Below are 19,065 nucleotides of genomic sequence, written 5' to 3' on the forward strand. Positions count from 1 at the left end.
GCCTCGGGGGGACGGCGCTGCTCCCGGGAACCCGCGTTCCCGGGTGCGCCCGCGTCCGTTCAGTTCGTCGTGGTCGCCGTCGCGGCCGTGGCCGAGGCCGTCGTGGCCGCCACGATCACCGCCGTACGGACCTCCTGGATGACCTTCCGCAGGGCCGGAGCAGCCGCGCCGCCGCGTTCGGTGAGTTCGTCGATGCGGGCCTTGTGGAGCTTGCGCTCCTTGGGCGACGCGAGGGTGCGGAGCTCGGCCGCGGTGGCGAGGGCCACGAGGGCCGCCTCGCGGTCACCGACGTCGGCGACGGGCACCGGTCCCTCCAGCACCTGTCGCGCCTCCGCGCGCAGGGCCTCCACGGCGGGCACCCGGTCGAGCTCGTACTCCACGGAGGGGAAGAGCCCGAGGACCCGCTTCTTCTCCGCCCGCAGATACCCCTCGGCGGCGAGCTGGGCGCGTACGGCGTCCAGGGTGACCCTGGCCCGCGAGGTGACCCAGGATTTCCACCTGCGGGGCCGGGACTCGAAGACGAGCTCCAGGAGTCCGTCCAGGACGAGGTCCCCCGTACGGGAGTCGGGGTCCACGGGCGTGACGATGCCGTCGTCGTCGACGAGCAGCCCGCGCTGGGCGAGCTCGGTGAGGGCTCCGGCGCGCACCAGGTGGTGGAGGTGGGTGGATCCGGTGATCTTCCTTTTCGAGGTGTCCCAGGCCAGGAGGTAGAGCCGGGCGGGCAACGAGAGCGGGCCGTTCGGCACGAGGTCTCCTTGGTTCGTCGGGGCGCGTTAATCCTTTGACAGCCCAATGGGCCGCCCGTACGGTGTACAGCGGTTCTGTTGCCGTCGAATGGAGAAGGACGTTGCTCGTCTGAGGTCTGAGACACCGCGTCACACACAGCCGGTCCTGTCCGGCCCGCGTGTGCGCAGCGTGCGACCTCGGCGTTCGAGCCGTCCTCGGGTGCGGATCCCTCTTCTCGCTCTCCTCCGACTTCTCGCTCTCCTCCGAACTGGATCGTCGTCGCCTCGCGGTGTCCCGTACGCGTACCCCCGACCGCATCCAGCAACCGCGAGGCACTCATGTCAGCGTCACCCACCTCCATCACCTGTACCTCCCTGTCCTTCGCCTGGCCGGACGGCACCGAGGTCTTCGACGACCTCCAGATCACCTTCGGACCCGGCATCACCGGGCTGGTCGGCTCCAACGGGTCCGGAAAATCAACCCTGTTGAAACTGATCGCCGGAAACCTCACCCCGGCCGACGGCACGGTCCGGGTCGCGGGCGAGGTCGGCCATCTGCCGCAGAACGTCACCCTCGACACCACCCTGCGGGTCGACGAGGCACTCGGCATCTCCGCCGTCCGCGCCGCCCTGCACGCGATCGAGGCGGGCGACGCGGCCGAGGAGCACTTCGACGTCGTCGGCGACGACTGGGACGTCGAGGAGCGGGCCCGCGCGACCCTCGGCGAACTCGGTCTCGGGCACATCGAGTTGGACCGCACGATCGGCGAGGTGTCCGGCGGCGAGTCGGTGCTCCTGCGACTGGCCGCGCTCCTGCTGCGCCGGCCCGAGGTCCTCCTGCTCGACGAACCCACCAACAACCTCGACCTGTACGCGCGACAACGGCTGTACGCGGCCGTCGAGGCCTGGTCCGGAGTCATGGTCGTGGTCAGCCACGACCGCGAACTGCTGGACCTGGTCGACCAGATCGCCGATCTGCGCTCCGGCGAGGTCGCCTGGTACGGCGGGAACTTCTCCGCGTACGAGGAGGCGCTCGCCGGCGAACAGGAGGCGGCGGAGCGCATGGTGCGCGTCGCCGAGTCCGACCTGAAGAAACAGAAACGCGAACTGGTCGACGCGCAGCTCAAGTTGGCCCGGCGCAAGCGGTACGGCCAGAAGATGTTCGAGCAGAAGCGCGAGCCGAAGATCGTCATGGGCGCGCGCAAGAGGGCTGCCCAGGAGTCCGCGGGCAAGCACCGGATCATGCACGAGGAGAAGCTCAGCGAGGCGAAGGACCGTCTCGACGAGGCGGTGGAGGCCGTACGGGACGACGACGAGATCCGCATCGACCTGCCGTACACGGCCGTACCACCGGGGCGCACCGTCCTCACACTCGACCGGCTGGAACTGCGGTACGGCGCGCGGGTGGACGGTGTGTTCGATCTGCGCGGACCCGAACGGATCGCGCTGATCGGGCGCAACGGAGCGGGCAAGACGACGCTGCTGCGGACGATCGCCGGGGAGCTGGACGCCGTGTCCGGTGAGGCCCGCGCCCATGTTCCCCTGCGCTTCCTGCCGCAGCGACTCGACGTTCTCGACGACACGCTGACCGTCGCCGAGAACGTGGCCCGGTACGCGCCCGCCGCCACCAACAACCGGATCCGGGCCCGTCTCGCCCGCTTCCTTTTCAAGGGCGCGAAGGCCGACCAGCGGGCGGAGACGCTGTCCGGCGGCGAACGCTTCCGCGCGGCCCTCGCCGCGCTGATGCTGGCCGACCCCGCGCCGCAGCTCCTGATGCTCGACGAGCCGACGAACAACCTCGACGTGGCGAGTGTCCGCCAGCTCACCACGGCCCTGGAGTCGTACGAAGGTGCGCTGATCGTCGCCAGCCACGACATGCCGTTCCTGGAGTCGATCGGCATCACGCGACGGCTGCTGCTGGAAGGAGGAGAACTGAAAGAAATCGCGCCGGAAACTGTCGGGTATTCCTCATAGTGCGGAGCGCGGGGGCGGCCTAGCGTCGGGGGTGGGCGGTGCCGGTGCCCCGGCGTCGGGCCGGGGGGCTTCTGCGCGCGCGAATCGCGCTGCATGATGTTGCGCCGACACCCCCTGCCGATTCGGAGACCCACCCGTGCCCAGTCAGAAAGCGCTCGTACGCCGGCCCAGCCCCCGCCTCGCCGAGGGGCTGGTCACGCACATGGAGCGCACGACGGTGGACGTCGACCTCGCGGTCGAGCAGTGGGAGGCGTACACCGAGGCGCTGCGCACGCACGGCTGGGAGACCGTGGAGGTGGACCCGGCCGAGGACTGTCCGGACTCGGTGTTCGTCGAGGACGCCGTCGTCGTCTTCCGCAATGTCGCCCTCATCGCCCGCCCCGGCGCCGAGTCCCGCCGCGCCGAGACTCCGGGGGTCGAGGAGGCCGTGGCCCGGCTCGGCTGCTCGGTGAACTGGATCTGGGAGCCGGGCACCCTCGACGGCGGCGACATCCTGAAGGTCGGCGACACCATTTATGTGGGCCGTGGCGGCCGGACGAACGCGGCCGGGGTCCAGCAGCTGCGTGCGGTCTTCGAACCGCTCGGGGCGCGGGTCGTCGCCGTTCCCGTCAGCAAGGTCCTGCATCTGAAGTCGGCGGTCACCGCGCTGCCCGACGGCACGGTGATCGGGCACGAGCCGCTCGTGGACACCCCCTCGCTCTTCCCGCGCTTCCTGGCGGTCCCGGAGGAGTCCGGGGCACACGTCGTCCTCCTGGGTGGCGGCAAGCTCCTGATGTCGTCGGGCGCCCCGAAGACCGCGGAACTGCTCGCGGATCTCGGCCACGAACCGGTCCTGGTGGACATCGGCGAATTCGAGAAGCTCGAAGGCTGTGTGACGTGTCTCTCAGTAAGACTTCGGGAGCTGTACGTCTGAACGAGCGACCGATACATCCGTCCGGCCCTGGAGCCTCGACGTCCAGGGCTTCCCCCGGCGCGGGCCGGGAAGTGCGCGCCCTCGCCTGTAACACCGCTGATCAGCGACCTTTACAGGGTTCTTAACCTACGGAGGCGTAACCTACGGAGACGTAGCCTACGATGCCGTAGGTTAGTTGTTCCGCTCGCTGTCCCGTCCCTCCCTGGAGCACCCGTGACGATCACTTCTCCCGACCTCGGCAGCCCGTCAGCCGCTTGGACCGACGCTCGTCTGCTGTACGCGCTGGAGGAAGTGGTCGAGACCGAGCTGAACCGCCATCTGAAGGTGGCCAAGGACTGGATGCCGCACGAGTACGTGCCCTTCAGCGACGGCCGCAACTTCCCCGGGATCTTCGAGGACGGCGAGGCCTGGGACAAGGAGCAGTCCAAGGTCACCGAGATCGGCCGCATCGCGCTGGTCGTCAACCTCCTCACCGAGGACAACCTCCCGAGCTACCACCACGAGATCGCCTCCCTGTTCGGCCGTGACGGCGCCTGGGGCACCTGGGTGCACCGCTGGACGGCGGAGGAGGGCCGGCACGGCATCGTCATGCGCGACTACCTGCTCGCCTCGCGCGCCGTGGACCCGGACAAGCTCGAAGCGTTCCGTATGCAGCACATGAGCGAGGGCTTCGAGTCGGACAACCGCCACTCGATGCTGCACTCGGTCGCGTACGTCGCCTTCCAGGAGCTCGCGACCCGCATCTCGCACCGCAACACCGGCCACCAGTCGGGCGACCCGGTCTGCGACCGCATGCTGGCGCGCATCGCGACCGACGAGAACCTGCACATGGTCTTCTACCGCAACCTCCTGAAGGCCGCGTTCGAGCTCGCCCCCGACCTGACCATGCAGGCCGTCCGCGATGTCGTCGTCAACTTCCGGATGCCCGGTCACGGCATGCCCGGCTTCGAGCGCATGGCCGCGCAGATGGCCATCGGCGAGGTCTACAACATGCGTATCCACCACGACGACGTACTCCAGCCGGTGCTGCGCCACCTCCGTGTCCTGGAGATGGACGGCCTGGGCCCCGAGGGCCTCAAGGCCCAGGAGGAGCTCGGCTTCTTCATGGGCGGTCTCGACGCGGAGGCCTCGAAGTTCGACGAGAAGCTCGCCACCCGCAAGGCCCGCATGGCGGCCCGCGCGAACGCGTAGCCCCGCCCCCGCGAGCGCGCGGCTCCGTAGCCGAGCCGTACGAACCACGCGGCCCCGTACCTCGCCCCCGGCTCACGCCGCCCCGCCTCGCGCGGGACGTGATCCGGGGGCTCGCGCGTGCCCGGACCCGCGTCGGCCGACGCGGCGTGGGGCAGCCGCTCACTCCGGTGCCGTCGGCCGGTTCGGTGCGGCGTCCCTGACGTCGGGTACGGGGTGGCGGCGCAGTTCTCTGAGGTGTTCCGCCAGGGGGCGGCCCAGCCCGTACGGGTGACGGTCGCGACCGCCACGGCCACGGCGGGTCGAGAGCGTTGAGCAGGCTTTCGACGATCCGCTGCGCGGTCCGGTCCATGGGGTGATCGTGCCGGTCGGCGGTGGCGCGCCGGACCCGATGTCCCGGTGCGGGCGACGGGCGCCCACCGCGTCACGCGGCCACCGGTGACGAGGCTCGCGTCAGTCCATGGCGCGTCGCAGGCCCAGGCGCTCCTTCTCGGAGAGTCCGCCCCACACGCCGAAGCGTTCGTCGTTGCTCAGGGCGTAGTCGAGGCACGCCGAACGCATCACGCACATCCCGCAGATGCGTTTCGCCTCGCGCACCGAGCTGCCCGGCTCGGGAAAGAAGAAGTCCGCCCCCGTCTGCGCGCACAACGCCTGCTCCTGCCAGGCGAGGTCGGACGGAGTGATGGTTTCCGAGTACATGGTCAGAGCGTGCCTCGCGGCGAAAAACGTTCGATCAACACAGGATCAACGCCGTGTACCAAGGCTCCTGGCGGCCTCGATGATGGCCCCGCGGGTGGGCCCCGGGCACGGCGGCGCGCGGGGAAAGACAAGAACAGTGCGAATCGTGGTGGACACCGAGAGTAGTGAGGGGCTTGGCTCCGGGGTGGTTTGCGCGTCTCGACGGCGATTGTCAGTGGGCGGTGGAAGACTCGGCATCAAAGGCAACGGGACCCCCCAAAGGAGGGCAATCATGCTCACCACTCGCTTCGTCAACGGTGCCCCGAACTGGCTGGATGTCGGCACGGCCGACATCGAGGGCGCCACTTCCTTCTACGGAGGCCTCTTCGGCTGGCAGTTCCAGTCGGCGGGCCCGGACGCCGGTGGCTACGGCTTCTTCCAGGTCGACGGGAAGACCGTGGCCGGCGGCATGCAGATCACCGACGAGCAGGGACCGCCGTCCTGGAACGTCTACTTCCAGACAGCGGACGCCGAAGCCACGGCCAAGGCGGTCGAGCAGGCCAAGGGCACGGTGCTCATGCCGCCCATGGACGTGATGGGCGAAGGCCACATGGCCATGCTCGCCGACGAGGCGGGCGTGACCTTCGGCATCTGGCAGCCGGGCCGGACCAAGGGGCTGGGCCTGGCCGGGGACCCGGGATCGCTGTGCTGGGTCGAGCTCTACACCCCGGACATCGCGGCGGCCGCCGCGTTCTACAACGCGGTCTTCGGGTGGAACACCTCGGCGGTTCCGTTCCCCGGCGGCACCTACACCTGTATCAACCCCGAGGGGACCGAGGAGGAGAGCATGTTCGGCGGTGTGATGCCGCTCGCCGACGACCCGGTCGAGGCGAAGTCCGGCGCGTACTGGCTGCCGTACGTCGAGGTCCCCGACACCGACGCCGTGGTGGCCAAGGCCCAGGAGCTCGGCGGCACGGTCCGTATGCCCGCGACGGACATGGAGGGCGTCGGCCGCATGGCCAAGCTCGCCGATCCGTACGGGGCCCGCTTCGCGGTGATCAAGAGCGCACCGCAGCAGAGCTGACGTCCCCGATCGGCGGGCCCCGGGCACATGGAGTCCCGCCGATGCCGTCACGCTTACGCGCCCCGAGGGGGCGTCACCCTTATGTGCCCCGTCGAGACCTCACCCGGCCGAGCAGGGTTCGGGTGCGGGCCGACCGCCCAGGGAATCGGTGCGATCGCGACGATCCGCCGATGCCGCGGGGGCGGCCGGTCGGCCCGCACCCGGGCTCAACTCGCCGAGGTCCCCAGCGTCTTGGTGTCGCCGGGAGTGAGGAGACCTCCGGCGAGGCCCGTCGGGCCTCCGCCGAGCGGGGCTCTACGCGGAAGCCCTTCGGACCACCGTCGTCGGCAGGACCACGCCGGAGGGCTCGGACGCCGGTCCTTCCGCGTCCGCCCCGCCCTCCAGGCCACGGATCAGCAGCCGGGCCATCAACCGGCCCATTTCCTCTATGTCCTGACGTACCGTCGTCAGCGGCGGATCCGTCTGCTCGGCGATCGGCAGCATGTCGTCGAAACCGATCACGGCGACGTCCTCGGGCACCCGTCGTCCGTGCTCACGCAGCACCCGCAGCACGCCGAGGGCCGACAGGTCGTTCGCCACGAACACCGCGTCCAGGTCGGGGCGTCGCTCCAGCAGCTCCCGCATCGCGCGTTCGCCGCCCGCGGGGGTGAAATCGCCCTGCGCGACGACCTCCGGACCGGCGTCGGCCATGACGTCCCGGAAGCCGTCGAGCCGGTCGACCGCTGACGTCTGGTCGAGGGCGCCGGTGATGTGGGCGATACGCGTCCGCCCGAGCCCGAGGAGGTACCGTACGGCCTGCCGGGCACCGCCCCGGTTGTCGCAGTCGACGTAGACCGCCTCGCGGTCTCCCTCGCCCCAGCCGGGCCGCCCGCCGAACACCGTGGGCACGCCCGCGCCGTGGATCAGGCCGGGCAGCGGGTCGTCGAGGTGCAGCGAGAAGACGAGCGCGCCGTCGACATGGCCTCCGGCGAGATAGCGTGCGACGCGGGCGTGGTCGTCGCGGCCCTCCGTGAGCAGCAGGACGAGCTGTGAGTCGTGCGCCGTCAGTTCCTTGCTGATGCCCCGGAGTTGGAGTGCGAAGAAGGGGTCGGCGAAGACCCTGGTCTCCGGCTCGGCGATCACGACGGCGACCGCGTCGTGGCGCCGGGTGACGAGGCTGCGTGCGGCCTGGTTCGGCACGTACCCGAGCTCTTCGACGGCCCGGCGCACCCGCTCGACGAGCGGCTCACGGACCCCGTCCCCACCGTTCACGACCCTCGACACGGTGGCCCGGGAGACCCCGGCGCGCGCGGCCACGGCCTCCAGCGTGGGGCGCGACACTGTCTCGGTCACCTCAGGGCACCTCCTCGGCGGATGCGGATCAGGATAACCGCGCGACCGCCGCTCCGTGAGAGCGCTCCCCGATCACCGGGAGCGGCTCGAACCGATCACATCGAGGGCCCCTGGGCGGAAGGGGCCGACCCTGGGCCGCCGGACGTCCGGCATCGGGCGTACGGCGGTCCGACCGAGGCCCGTTGTCCGTGGCGTTCGGCATGCCGTGGTCAGTGGCGAGGGTGTGCCATGGCCACGGGAGACCGCGCCGACCCGTTCGGCGCGGAGGCGACACCGCCCCTGTGGGACATCACGGACCGCGCGGCGGACGCCGAGCTGCGCATGACGACGCTCACCCAACTCACGTGCAGCGCACCGAATTTGCCGCCGGAGGGCTCGCCGGATCAGGCACCGCGGGTGTCGCCGCCCGCAGCCGAGGCGCACCGCGGGATCCGGCCGCACGGGGATCGCGCCCGGGCGGGCGGTCCGGCCGCCGGTGGTCAGCCGCTCGGCGGCCGGGCGTCCTCGTGCTTGGCTCGGCTCGGCTGGACCCGTTTGGGCTCGCCCGGCATCTTCGGATACTCGGGCGGGTACGGGAGATCGCCGAGACCGTGGTCGTGCTCGTCGCGGCTGGCGAGTTCCAGCAGGGCCTCCAGCGAGAAGGCGTGGTCGTCCATGTCGGCGTGCACATCGCCGAGTTCGGCGAAGCGGCCCGGCATGGTCGCCAGGTCGAAGTCCCGGGGTCTGGCGTCCTCCACCTCGTCCCAGCGCAGCGGCGCGGAGACGGGGGCGTGCGGGCGGGGACGTACGGAGTAGGCGGAGGCGATGGTGCGGTCCCGCGCGGTCTGGTTGTAGTCCACGAAGATCTTTTCGCCTCTCTCCTCCTTCCACCACGCGGTGGTCACCCGATCGGGCATACGGCGTTCGAGCTCGCGCCCCACGGCGATGGCGGCCCGGCGCACCTGGGTGAAGGTCCAGCGCGGCTGGATCGGCACGAAGACGTGCAGCCCGCGGCCCCCGGAGGTCTTGGGCCAGCCCCGCAGGTCGCCGTACTCGTGGAGGACCTCGCGCAGTTCGTGGGCGGCGCGCACCGCGTCGGCGTAGTCCGTGCCCGGCTGCGGGTCGAGGTCGATGCGCAGTTCGTCGGGGCGGTCCACGTCGTCGCGGCGGACCGGCCACGGGTGGAACGTGAGCGTGCCGTACTGCGCGGCCCACAGCACGGCCGCCGGCTCGGTGGGGCACATCTCGTCGGCGCTCCGGCCGCTGGGGAAGGTGATGTGGGCGGTCGGGATCCAGTCGGGCATGTTCTTGGGCGCCCGCTTCTGGAAGAAGGACTCGCCGGTCACTCCGTCGGGGTAGCGCTCCAGAGTGGTGGGGCGGTTGCGGAGAGCGCGCAGGATGCCGTCACCGACGGCCAGGTAGTACTGGGCCAGGTCCAGCTTCGTGAAGCCGCGCTCCGGGAAGAAGATCTTGTCCGGGCTGGACAGCCGTACGCTCCTGCCGGCCGCTTCGAGTTCCACAGCATCGCCCATGCGAGCCACGGTAAGCGCACCGCGCGGACCACGCACACCGGGCGGATGCCCGCGCCGCCGCGCAGAATCGAAGCATGGACCTGCCGGTGATGCCACCCGTGAAACCGATGCTCGCCAAGTCCGTGGCGAAGATCCCGCCGGACATGCACTACGAGGCCAAATGGGACGGCTTCCGGGCCATCGTGTTCCGCGACGGCGAGGAGATCGAGGTCGGGAGCCGCACCGGAAAGCCGCTGACCAGGTATTTCCCCGAGCTCGTCGAGGCGTTGCGGGAGCGGTTGCCGGAGCGCTGTGTGATGGACGGGGAGATCGTGATCGCCAGGGACGGACGGCTCGACTTCGACGCGCTCACCGAGCGGATCCATCCGGCGGACTCACGGGTGCGGATGCTGGCCGAGAAGACGCCCGCCTCGTTCGTGGCCTTCGACCTGCTGGCACTGGCCGACGAGTCGCTGCTCGACGTTCCGCTGGGCGACCGGCGCGCACTGCTGGTGACGGCGCTGTCCGGGGTGACCGCGCCGGTGCACGTGGCGCCGGCGACCACGGACCGCGAGGTGGCGCGGCGGTGGTTCGAGCAGTACGAGGGGGCGGGGCTCGACGGGGTCATGGCGAAGCCGCTCACGCTGCCGTACCTGCGGGACGAGCGGGCCATGTTCAAGATCAAGCACGAGCGGACGGCGGACGTCGTCGTCGCCGGTTACCGCTTCCACAAGAGCGGACCCGTCGTCGGGTCGCTGCTGCTCGGCCTGTACGACAGCGGGGGCACGCTGCAGCACGTGGGCGTGAGCGCCGCGTTCACGATGAAGCGCCGCGCGGAACTGGTGGAGGAACTGGAGCCCTTGCGGCTGGAGGACGCGGCCGAGCACCCGTGGGCGGCCTGGGCGCAGGAGTCCGCGCACGAGACGGCGCGGTTGCCGGGCGCGCCCAGCAGATGGTCGGCGAAGAAGGACCTGTCCTGGATCCCGATCAGGCCGGAGCGGGTGGCCGAGGTGGCGTACGACCACATGGAGAACGGGGCACGGTTCCGCCACACGGCCCGCTTCCGCCGCTGGCGCCCCGACCGCACCGCCGAGAGCTGCACGTACGGACAACTGGACGAGCCGGTCGGCTACGACCTCGCGGAGATCCTGGGCCCGCAGGACTGACGCGCCGGGCCCGGAACGGTTCCGTCCGCGATTCCGTTTCGCCCGGCCCGGATCATCCCGCGGAGCCGATCACCTCAGTCGACGCGCGCAGCCAGAAACGATCGGGTACGAGCACCGATGAACTGATGAGCGCACAATCGATGGCACGGGACAGGTGGCACGGTGGGCAGGCGACAGATGGTGCGAATACGGCGCGGCGCATGGACGGCGGCGCTGCTGGCCGTCACGGTGACGGGCTCCCTGATGACGGGCTGCACCTCGGGGGGCGGACGGGCCGACGACGGCCGGGGCCGGACCCCGAGCCCGAGCGACACCGGGAACGGCCTCTCGAACGCCGGCTCGGTACTCGCGGTGAAGATCGACAATGTGCCCGAGGCCCGCCCCCAGACGGGACTCGACGCGGCGGACGTGGTGTACGCGGAGCAGGTCGAGGGCGGCCTCAGCCGGCTGATGGCGATCTTCGCGAGCACGCTGCCCAAGGCCGTCGGACCCGTACGCAGCGCCCGCGAGTCGGATCTGGAGGTGCTGAGACAGTTCCACGAGCCGACGCTCGCCTTCTCCGGGGCCCAGCGCAGGCTGCTGCCGCTGATCGACAGCGCTCCCCTGAATCCCGAGCCGCCGGGGAAGGTGTCCGACGCCTGGTACCGGGGCGCGGGCAAGGCGGCGCCGCACAATCTGTATCTGCGCCCGCAGCGGCTTGTGGGGTCCGCGCCGGGCGACACCGCGCTGACCACGGGATTCCGGTTCGGTGCGGCGCCCGCGGGCGGCACCCCCGAGACCTCCCGCACGGTCCGCTTCCCTTCGGCCCGCTTCACCTTCACCTGGTCCGCCGACCGCGACCGCTGGCTGGTGGCCATGGACGGCACGCCGACCGTGACGACCGACGGCACCTCGGTGGCACCGGCGACGGTGGTCATCCAGTACGTGAAGGTGCGCACCTCCAAGTACCACGACGTCCTCGGCAACAACACGCCGTACACGGAGTCGGTGGGCTCGGGCACGGCGAAGGTGCTGCGCGACGGCCGTTCCTACGACGCGAACTGGACGCGGCCCGAAGCGGCGGACGGCACGCGGTTCACGACCCCGGACGGCGCGCCGATGAACTTCGCCAAGGGCCAGGTGTGGGTGGTCTTCGCCAAGGCGTGAGACGGCGAGCGGGGTCCGACCCCCACCGGCCCCGCGTCCGCACCACACCCCGGGCGGGCTCCCGCAGGCCCGGCATCCAGGCCCCCGCGCCGGGGCCACGGCCGCTTCGCCCTGCCGAACCCCTCAGCGCCGCGCGCCGAGGGGTTCGGCAGGGTGGCGGAGACCCTCGGCGGCGTCCGAGACCCGCTGGATGAGGTCGAAGAAGAGGGTCTGCTCGTCGGCGGAGAGGGGGGCCAGGAGGACCTGGTTCATCCGCGCGGTGCGGACGGTCAGTTTGCGGTGGACCCGCAGCCCGTCGTCCGTGAGGCGGAGCAGGAAGCGCCGTCCGTCCTGCGGATCACGCACCTTGTCCAGCAGGGCGCGGCGCCCGAGCCGGCTGATGACCTCGGCGATCGTGGACCGGTCGAGCCCGACCCGCTCCCCCACCGTCCGCTGGTCGAGGCCGGGCTCGGCGACGAGGGCGTTCAGGACCGCGAACTGGGGCGAGGTGGTCTCCTCGGAGACCATCGTGTTCCACAGCAGGTAGTGCGCCTGCTGCAGTCGCCGGGCCAGGTGCCCGGGGTGGGTGGAGAGGTCCACCGCGGCCATGTGCGCTCCTCGGGTCCGGTACGCGCTGGTGACCGCGGCACCAGGGTCGTAGGCGTTGATGCATCGAATTCATCGGTGCACTGAACGATACCCGCCCTCCCGGTCGGCTGTCCCGACCTCCGACACCCCGGACGTCCTGTTGATCCCCTCCCCCATCTGGGGTCTTGACGGAGCGAACTCTGGGTGGCAGCGTGTCGGAAACCTCGGACAATTAATCAGTGCCCTGATTAATTCGGCCGCTGGGCACTCGGGAGAGATGAGGCTTCACGGATGGACAAGGTGGTCGCCACGGCACTGGAGGCGGTGGCCGATGTACCGGACGGCGCGACGCTCGCGGTCGGCGGATTCGGCCTCAGCGGTGTACCGAACGTGCTGATCGAAGCGCTCCACGAGCGTGGCGTCCAGGGGCTCGGGGTGGTCTCCAACAACTGCGGGGCCATGGACTCCGGGCTCGCGACCCTGCTCGCCGCCGGACGCGTCGCCCGGGTCACCGGCTCGTACATCGGCGGCAACAAGGAGTTCGCCCGGCAGTACCTGGCCGGCGAGCTGGAGGTCGAGATGATCCCGCAGGGCACGCTGGCCGAGCGGCTGCGCGCGGGCGGCGCCGGGATCCCCGCCTTCTACACACCCGCCGGGGTCGGCACGCAGGTCGCCGACGGCGGGCTGCCGTGGCGGTACGACGGCCGGGGCGGCGTCACCGTGGCCTCCCCGCCGAAGGAGGTGCGCGAGTTCGACGGCACCCCGTACGTCCTGGAGCACGGCATCCGCACCGACTTCGCCCTGGTGCGCGCCGCGAAGGGCGACCGGCACGGCAATCTCGTCTTCAACAAGTCCTCCCGGAACTTCAACCCGCTGGCCGCGATGGCGGGCCGGGTGACGATCGCCGAGGTCGAGGAACTCGTGGAGCCGGGCGGGATCGATCCGGACGCGGTGCATCTGCCGGGCATCTTCGTACAGCGCGTCGTAGCTCTGACCCGCGAGCAGGCGAACGCCAAGATGATCGAGAAGCGGACGGTCTCGGCGTCCGCGGCGGACGGAACGGTGAGCGAGTAATGGCCTGGAGCAGGGAAGAGATGGCAGCCCGCGCCGCGCGTGAACTCGCGGACGGCCAGTACGTGAACCTCGGCATCGGCCTGCCGACGCTGATCCCCAATCACCTCCCCGCGGGCGTCGAGGTGATCCTGGAGTCGGAGAACGGCATCCTGGGCACCGGCCCCTACCCGGCCGAGGACCAGGTCGACCCCGACCTCATCAACGCGGGCAAGGAGACCGTCACGGTCCTGCCGGGCGCCTCGTACTTCGACTCCGCGCTGTCCTTCGGGATGATCCGCGGCGGGCACATCGACGTCGCCGTGCTCGGCGCGATGCAGGTCTCGGCCGGCGGCGATCTCGCCAACTGGGCCGTCCCCGGCAAGATGATCACCGGCATCGGCGGCGCGATGGACCTCGTCCACGGCGCCCGCACGGTGATCGTCGTGATGACCCACACCGCCAAGGACGGCTCGCCCAAGATCCTTGAGGAGTGCGCGCTGCCGCTCACCGGGAAGGCGTGCGTGAACCGGATCATCACCGACCTGGGCGTCCTCGACGTCACGGCCGAGGGTCTGCTCCTGGTGGAGACCGCGCCGGGTGTCACGGCCGAGGAGATCGCGGCGAAGACCGCCGCCGACGTCCGTGTCGCCGAGGGGGTCCCGTCGTGAGAGACGTCTACATCGTCGATGCCGTCCGGACGCCGGTCGGCAAGTACAACGGCTCGCTCGCCGCCGTCCGCCCGGACGACCTCGCGGCCCACGCCATCCGTGAACTCCTCGCCCGGACCCCCGGCCTGGACCCGGCGCTGATCGATGACGTGTACTTCGGCAACGCCAACGGCGCGGGCGAGGAGAACCGGAACGTGGGACGGATGGCCGCCCTTCTCGCCGGTCTGCCCACCTCCGTGCCGGGCGTGACCGTCAACCGGCTGTGCGCCTCCGGACTCGAAGCCGTCATCCAGGCGGCCCGCGCCATCGCGCTCGGCGACGCCTCGATCGCCCTGGCGGGCGGCGTGGAGTCGATGACCCGCGCGCCCTACGTCCTGCCCAAGAGCGACCGGCCGTTCCCCGCCGGGCACGCCGAGCTGTACTCCACGACCCTCGGCTGGCGCATGGTCAATCCGCGGATGGACCCGCAGTGGACGATCCCGCTCGGCGAATCCGCCGAACTCATCGCCGACAAGCACGAGATCACCCGCGAGCAGCAGGACGAGTTCGCCCTCGCCAGCCATCGGAAGGCGGCCCGAGCCCGGGCGGAGGGCCTGTTCGACGCCGAGATCGCCCCGCTGACCCTTCCCCGGCGCAAGGGCGACCCGGTCGTGTTCGACGCGGACGAATGCGTACGCGCCGACGCGTCCCTCGACGCCATGGCCCGGCTGAAGCCGTCCTTCCGCACCGAGTCGGGCACGGTGACAGCGGGCAACGCCTCACCCCTGAACGACGGAGCCGCGGCCCTGCTACTGGTGGACGCGGAGGGGCTGAAGGCCACCGGCCGTGAACCCCTCGCCCGGGTCTCGGCGACCGGCGTGTCCGCCGTCGACCCGCGGTACTTCGGGCTCGCCCCCGTCGAGGCCGTGAACCGGGCACTCGCCAGGTCGGGCAAGAGATTTGACGATCTGTCGACTCTGGAGCTGAACGAGGCCTTCGCCGCCCAGGTCCTCGGCTGCGTCGCCGAATGGCCCGAGTTCGACACCGGGATCCTCAACCCGCAGGGCGGCGCCATCGCCCTCGGCCACCCCCTCGGCGCCTCCGGTGCCCGGCTCGCCGGAACCGTCGCCCACCAACTCGCCCGCAAGGGCACGGGTGTTGGCGTCGCCACCCTCTGTATCGGCGTGGGCCAGGGCCTCGCCCTCGTCCTCGAACGCTAGGAAGTCGACCATGGCTCTCACTCAGTCGGACATCGACGTCGAGATCAAGGATCTCCAGGACGCGTACGACAAGGCGGTCGCCGGCGGCGCGCCCGTACGCCACCACCCCGCGCGCGACTACCCCCCGTACCGCAGTTCCCGGCTCCGCCACCCGAAGCAGCCGCTGGTCGCCGTGAGCGGCGGCGACCCGGAGACGGTCGAACTCTCCGGGCCGGTCTTCGGGGTCACCGACATCACCGAGATCGACAACGACCTCACACTCCAGCACCGGGGCGAGCCGATCGGTGAGCGGATGACCGTCTCGGGCCGGCTGCTCGACCGCGAGGGCCGTCCGGTGCGCGGCCAGCTCGTCGAGATCTGGCAGGCCAACGCCGCGGGACGGTACGCCCATCTGCGCGAGCAGCACCCGGCGCCGCTCGACCCCAACTTCACCGGTGTGGGGCGCACTCTGACGGACGATCAGGGCCGGTACACCTTCACCACCGTCAAGCCGGGACCTTACCCGTGGGGTAATCACGCCAACGCGTGGCGGCCCGCGCACATCCACTTCTCGGTCTTCGGCACGGCGTTCACCCAGCGGCTGGTGACCCAGATGTACTTCCCGGGCGACCCGCTCTTCCGCTACGACCCGATCCTGCGGTCCGTGACGGACGAGGCGGCCCGTGACCGGCTGATCGCCGCCTACAACCATGAACTCTCGCGGCCCGAGTTCTCCCTGGGCTACGAGTGGGACATCGTCCTCGACGGTCCCTCCGCCACCTGGATCGAGGAAGGCCGTCGATCATGACCGAGCGCTTGCTCCCCACCCCCTCCCACACCATCGGCCCGTTCTACGGCCACGCGCTGCCCTTCCCCGGCGGCGGCGACATCGCGCCCCAGGGTCACCCCGACACGATCACCCTGCACGGCCACGTCCTCGACGGCGCGGGCGCCCCGGTCCCCGACGCCCTGCTGGACTTCTGGCAGGCCGCCCCCGACGGCTCCCTCACCGGCGCCCCCGGCTCGCTTCGCCGCGACCCCTCGACGGGCGGCTTCCTCGGCCGCAACGGCATCGACTTCACCGGCTACGGCCGCGTCGCCACCGACGCCGACGGCCACTACGCGCTGCGCACACTGCCGCCCGGCAACGCGGGACCGCCGTACATCGGCGTGTGCGTGTTCGCGCGGGGACTGACGCACCACCTGTTCACCCGCGCCTATCTGGCCGACGGCACGGACCCGCTGCTCGACGGGCTGCCCGCCGAGCGGCGCGCCACGCTGATCGCGGCCGAGGACGCGCCGCGGACGTACCGTTTCGACATCCGCCTTCAGGGCGAAGGCGAAACGGTCTTCCTGGAGTTCCAGTGACAGCTGCCGACCCCGTCGCGTCCGACACCGGTCTGCTCGCTCCCGGCCGGGCGGGTTCCCCGGCGTCGGACGCGACGAGCGACACCGCGTACCTGCGGGCCCTGCTCGACGCGGAGGCCGCGCTGACCCGGGCCCAGTCCGCACTGGGACTGGTCCCGGCCGAGGCCGCGACGGCCGTGACCTTCGCGGCCGGTGGCGCGGACTTCGACCTCGCGTCGATCGCGCTGCGCGCCCGGGGCGGCGGCAATCCGGTGATTCCCCTGGTCGCGGACCTGACGGCCGCCGTCGCCGCAGAGTTCGGCCCGTACGTCCACCGGGGCGCGACGAGTCAGGACATCCTGGACTCGGCCGCGATGCTCGTCGCGGCCCGCACCCTGGACCTGGTCCTGAGCGACCTGGACCGGACCGGGCGGGCGCTGGCCCGCCTCGCGGCGGAACACCGGGACACCGTGTTGCCGGGACGCACGCTCACCCAGCACGCGGTGCCGACGACCTTCGGGCTGAAGGCGGCGGGGTGGCGGTCGCTGGTGCTCGACGCCAGGGACCGGCTGCACGCCGTACGGTCCGCCCTGCCCGCTCAACTCGGCGGCGCGGCAGGCACCTTGGCCGCCTTCACCGCCTTCGGCGCGGACGACACCCGGGCCCTGACCGCCGCGTACGCCCGCGAACTGGGCCTCGCCGAGCCCGCATTGCCCTGGCACACCCTGCGCACGCCGATCGCCGACCTGGCCGGCGCGCTGGCGTTCACGGCCGGCGCGCTCGGCAAGACGGCCGTCGACGTACTCACCCTCTCGCGCACGGAGATCGCCGAGCTGGCCGAGGGGGCAGGGGGCGGTTCGTCCGCGATGCCGCACAAGGCGAACCCGGTGCGGGCCACCCTCGTGGCCGCCGCGGCCCGGCGCGCTCCGCTGCTCGCGGCCACCCTGTACGGCGCGATGGCGGCGGAGGACGAGCGGCCGGCCGGGGCCTGGCACGCCGAGTGGGAACCCCTGCGCGATCTGCTCCGGCTGGTCGGCGGGGCGGCGCGTGACGCGGCCGAACTGACCGAAGGACTAAGGGTGAACGCCGAGGCGATGCGTCAACACCTGGATCTCACCCACGGGTTGATCGTGTCCGAACGGCTGGCCGCCGAACTCGCCCCCGTCCTCGGCAGGGCGCGTGCCAAGGAGCTGCTGACGCGCGCCGCCGAGCGGGCCGTCGTCGAGCGGCGGCCCCTCGCGGAGGTCCTCGGCGAGGAGCCGGATCTCAAGGACCTGCCGGGCGTCGACCTCGCGGACCTCACCGACCCGAACCACTACACGGGCTCCGCCGGAGTCCTCACCGACCGTGCTCTGGAGCGACGTTGACCGCGAGACTGCTGACCCACCGCTCCGAGGGATCCGCCACCGCTCCCCCGCTGCTCCTCGGTCCCTCGCTCGGGACCTCGTACGCCCTGTGGGACAGGGTCGCACCCGAACTGTCCGTCACCCACCGGGTGGTGCGCTGGAATCTTCCCGGGCACGGCGGCTCACCGGCCGGCCTGATCGGCCCCGGGGCGACGGTCGCCGACCTGGCCGCGCTCGTACTGGAACTCGCCGACTCCCTGGGCATCGAGCGCTTCTCGTACGCGGGCGTGTCGCTGGGCGGCGCGGTGGGCCTGCACCTCGCGGTCCACCACCCCGAGCGGCTCTCGTCCCTCGCCGTCATCTGTTCCTCGGCCCACTTCAACGGGTCGAAGCCGTGGGAGGAGCGGGCCGAACTGGTGCGCCGCGAAGGCCTGGGGCCTGTCGCCGCGACCGCCGAAACCCGGTGGTTCACCGCGGGATTCTCCGTGCCTGAGCTGGTCGAGGACCACCGCGCCGCCGACCCGGAGGCGTACGCCGCCTGTTGCGACGCCCTGGCCGCGTTCGACATCCGGGACCGACTCGCTTCGATCACCGTGCCCACGCTGCTGATCGCGGGCCGCGAGGACCCCGCGACACCGCCCGCGCATCTGCGGGAGATCGCGGACGCGGTGCAGGGCGCGGCGCTCGTCGAGATCCCGGGCGCCTCGCACCTGGCGCCCGCGCAGTGCCCGGAGGCCGTCCTGACGGCCCTGCGGGCGCACTTCTCGGCGGGAGGCGCCCGGCGTGGCATGGAGGTGCGCCGTCAGGTTCTCGGCGACGCGCACGTGGACCGCGCGCAGGCGCGCCAGAGCCCGTTCACGGCCCGGTTCCAGGACTTCATCTCGCGCTACGCCTGGGGCGAGATCTGGACCGATACGACGCTGACGCGCCGCGAGCGCAGCATGATCACGCTGACCGCGCTGGTGGCGCACGGCCATCTCGACGAACTGGCGATGCATGTCCGCGCGGCCCGGCGCAACGGGCTCACCCCGGAGGAGATCGGCGCGGTGCTGTTGCAGACGGCGGTCTACTGCGGTGTCCCGGCGGCCAATTCGGCGTTCGCGGTGGCCCAGCGGGTGCTGGCGGAGGAGGACCCGGGGGAAGGACCCCACTCGGGGTGAACCTGCCAACCGGGGGGGCGTCACCCCGGCTCGACCCCACTCGAAGTGCC

The 19,065-nt window shown here is 71.4% G+C and carries 18 protein-coding genes; 13 read left to right on the forward strand and 5 right to left on the reverse strand.

Going from position 1 to position 19,065, the window contains the following annotated elements:
- Positions 1-59: 59 nt before the first annotated feature.
- Positions 60-746 (reverse strand): GPP34 family phosphoprotein, encoded by a 687-nt coding sequence (locus ACIQRL_RS28245; RefSeq protein ID WP_401336811.1) that lies wholly within the window; start codon positions 744-746, stop codon positions 60-62.
- Positions 747-1,064: 318 nt separating this feature from the next.
- Here ACIQRL_RS28245 and ACIQRL_RS28250 point away from each other — a divergent pair, with 318 nt between their 5' ends.
- The 3 genes from ACIQRL_RS28250 to ACIQRL_RS28260 all read left to right on the forward strand — a co-directional run bounded on the left by ACIQRL_RS28250 (position 1,065) and on the right by ACIQRL_RS28260 (position 4,803).
- Positions 1,065-2,699: an ABC-F family ATP-binding cassette domain-containing protein gene (locus tag ACIQRL_RS28250; protein ID WP_401336812.1), complete on the forward strand. Its 1,635-nt coding sequence runs from the start codon at positions 1,065-1,067 to the stop codon at positions 2,697-2,699.
- 136 nt (positions 2,700-2,835) lie between these two features.
- Entirely contained in the window at positions 2,836-3,612 is a 777-nt protein-coding gene (gene ddaH / locus ACIQRL_RS28255; RefSeq protein ID WP_401336814.1) for a dimethylargininase, read from the forward strand.
- Between the two features lie 213 nt (positions 3,613-3,825).
- The gene (locus ACIQRL_RS28260; protein WP_401336816.1) at positions 3,826-4,803 is read left to right on the forward strand and encodes an acyl-ACP desaturase; all 978 of its coding nucleotides are present in this window, start codon (positions 3,826-3,828) and stop codon (positions 4,801-4,803) included.
- 450 nt (positions 4,804-5,253) lie between these two features.
- Here ACIQRL_RS28260 and ACIQRL_RS28265 read toward each other — a convergent pair whose 3' ends face one another.
- Positions 5,254-5,499, reverse strand: a complete 246-nt coding sequence (locus tag ACIQRL_RS28265; RefSeq protein WP_401336818.1) for a WhiB family transcriptional regulator — start codon at positions 5,497-5,499, stop codon at positions 5,254-5,256.
- 271 nt (positions 5,500-5,770) lie between these two features.
- On the opposite strand from ACIQRL_RS28265, the gene ACIQRL_RS28270 reads away from it, so the two are divergent.
- Positions 5,771-6,562 (forward strand): VOC family protein, encoded by a 792-nt coding sequence (locus tag ACIQRL_RS28270; RefSeq protein ID WP_401336819.1) that lies wholly within the window; start codon positions 5,771-5,773, stop codon positions 6,560-6,562.
- A 294-nt stretch (positions 6,563-6,856) separates the two neighbouring features.
- On the opposite strand, the gene ACIQRL_RS28275 is transcribed toward ACIQRL_RS28270, so the two are convergent.
- Together ACIQRL_RS28275 and ligD are read right to left on the reverse strand one after the other, a co-directional pair.
- Positions 6,857-7,894 (reverse strand): LacI family DNA-binding transcriptional regulator, encoded by a 1,038-nt coding sequence (locus tag ACIQRL_RS28275; RefSeq protein WP_401336821.1) that lies wholly within the window; start codon positions 7,892-7,894, stop codon positions 6,857-6,859.
- Between the two features lie 479 nt (positions 7,895-8,373).
- The gene (ligD, locus tag ACIQRL_RS28280) at positions 8,374-9,405 is read right to left on the reverse strand and encodes a non-homologous end-joining DNA ligase (RefSeq protein WP_401336823.1); all 1,032 of its coding nucleotides are present in this window, start codon (positions 9,403-9,405) and stop codon (positions 8,374-8,376) included.
- 74 nt (positions 9,406-9,479) lie between these two features.
- Here ligD and ACIQRL_RS28285 point away from each other — a divergent pair, with 74 nt between their 5' ends.
- Together ACIQRL_RS28285 and ACIQRL_RS28290 are read left to right on the forward strand one after the other, a co-directional pair.
- Entirely contained in the window at positions 9,480-10,550 is a 1,071-nt protein-coding gene (locus tag ACIQRL_RS28285) for an ATP-dependent DNA ligase (RefSeq protein WP_401336825.1), read from the forward strand.
- A 177-nt stretch (positions 10,551-10,727) separates the two neighbouring features.
- Positions 10,728-11,696, forward strand: coding sequence for a DUF3048 domain-containing protein (locus ACIQRL_RS28290; protein WP_401337047.1), 969 nt, complete (start codon positions 10,728-10,730; stop codon positions 11,694-11,696).
- A 123-nt stretch (positions 11,697-11,819) separates the two neighbouring features.
- Here ACIQRL_RS28290 and ACIQRL_RS28295 read toward each other — a convergent pair whose 3' ends face one another.
- Positions 11,820-12,284: a MarR family winged helix-turn-helix transcriptional regulator gene (locus ACIQRL_RS28295; protein WP_401336827.1), complete on the reverse strand. Its 465-nt coding sequence runs from the start codon at positions 12,282-12,284 to the stop codon at positions 11,820-11,822.
- 270 nt (positions 12,285-12,554) lie between these two features.
- Between ACIQRL_RS28295 and ACIQRL_RS28300 the strand changes: the two genes are divergently transcribed.
- From ACIQRL_RS28300 to pcaD, 7 genes are read left to right on the forward strand one after another with little or no spacing between them, the layout of a single operon-like run.
- On the forward strand, positions 12,555-13,337 hold the full coding sequence (locus ACIQRL_RS28300) for a CoA transferase subunit A (protein ID WP_401336829.1): 783 nt from the start codon (positions 12,555-12,557) through the stop codon (positions 13,335-13,337).
- Positions 13,337-13,984, forward strand: coding sequence for a CoA transferase subunit B (locus ACIQRL_RS28305; protein WP_401336831.1), 648 nt, complete (start codon positions 13,337-13,339; stop codon positions 13,982-13,984). The genes ACIQRL_RS28300 and ACIQRL_RS28305 overlap by 1 nt, the downstream gene beginning before the upstream one ends.
- Positions 13,981-15,183, forward strand: a complete 1,203-nt coding sequence (locus ACIQRL_RS28310) for a thiolase family protein (protein ID WP_401336832.1) — start codon at positions 13,981-13,983, stop codon at positions 15,181-15,183. Before ACIQRL_RS28305 ends, ACIQRL_RS28310 begins: the two co-directional genes overlap by 4 nt.
- A 10-nt stretch (positions 15,184-15,193) precedes the next feature.
- Positions 15,194-15,970: a protocatechuate 3,4-dioxygenase subunit beta gene (gene pcaH / locus ACIQRL_RS28315; RefSeq protein ID WP_401336834.1), complete on the forward strand. Its 777-nt coding sequence runs from the start codon at positions 15,194-15,196 to the stop codon at positions 15,968-15,970.
- Positions 15,967-16,530 carry a protocatechuate 3,4-dioxygenase subunit alpha gene (gene pcaG, locus ACIQRL_RS28320; protein WP_401336836.1) on the forward strand — a complete coding sequence of 188 codons (564 nt, stop codon included), beginning with the start codon at positions 15,967-15,969 and terminating at the stop codon, positions 16,528-16,530. Before pcaH ends, pcaG begins: the two co-directional genes overlap by 4 nt.
- On the forward strand, positions 16,527-17,876 hold the full coding sequence (gene pcaB, locus ACIQRL_RS28325; protein WP_401336837.1) for a 3-carboxy-cis,cis-muconate cycloisomerase: 1,350 nt from the start codon (positions 16,527-16,529) through the stop codon (positions 17,874-17,876). The genes pcaG and pcaB overlap by 4 nt, the downstream gene beginning before the upstream one ends.
- Positions 17,873-19,015 (forward strand): 3-oxoadipate enol-lactonase, encoded by a 1,143-nt coding sequence (pcaD, locus tag ACIQRL_RS28330; RefSeq protein ID WP_401336839.1) that lies wholly within the window; start codon positions 17,873-17,875, stop codon positions 19,013-19,015. The genes pcaB and pcaD overlap by 4 nt, the downstream gene beginning before the upstream one ends.
- The last annotated feature ends 50 nt before the right edge of the window (positions 19,016-19,065 follow it).

This window comes from Streptomyces sp. NPDC091209 (assembly GCF_044757755.1).
Taxonomy (GTDB): Bacteria; Actinomycetota; Actinomycetes; order Streptomycetales; family Streptomycetaceae; genus Streptomyces.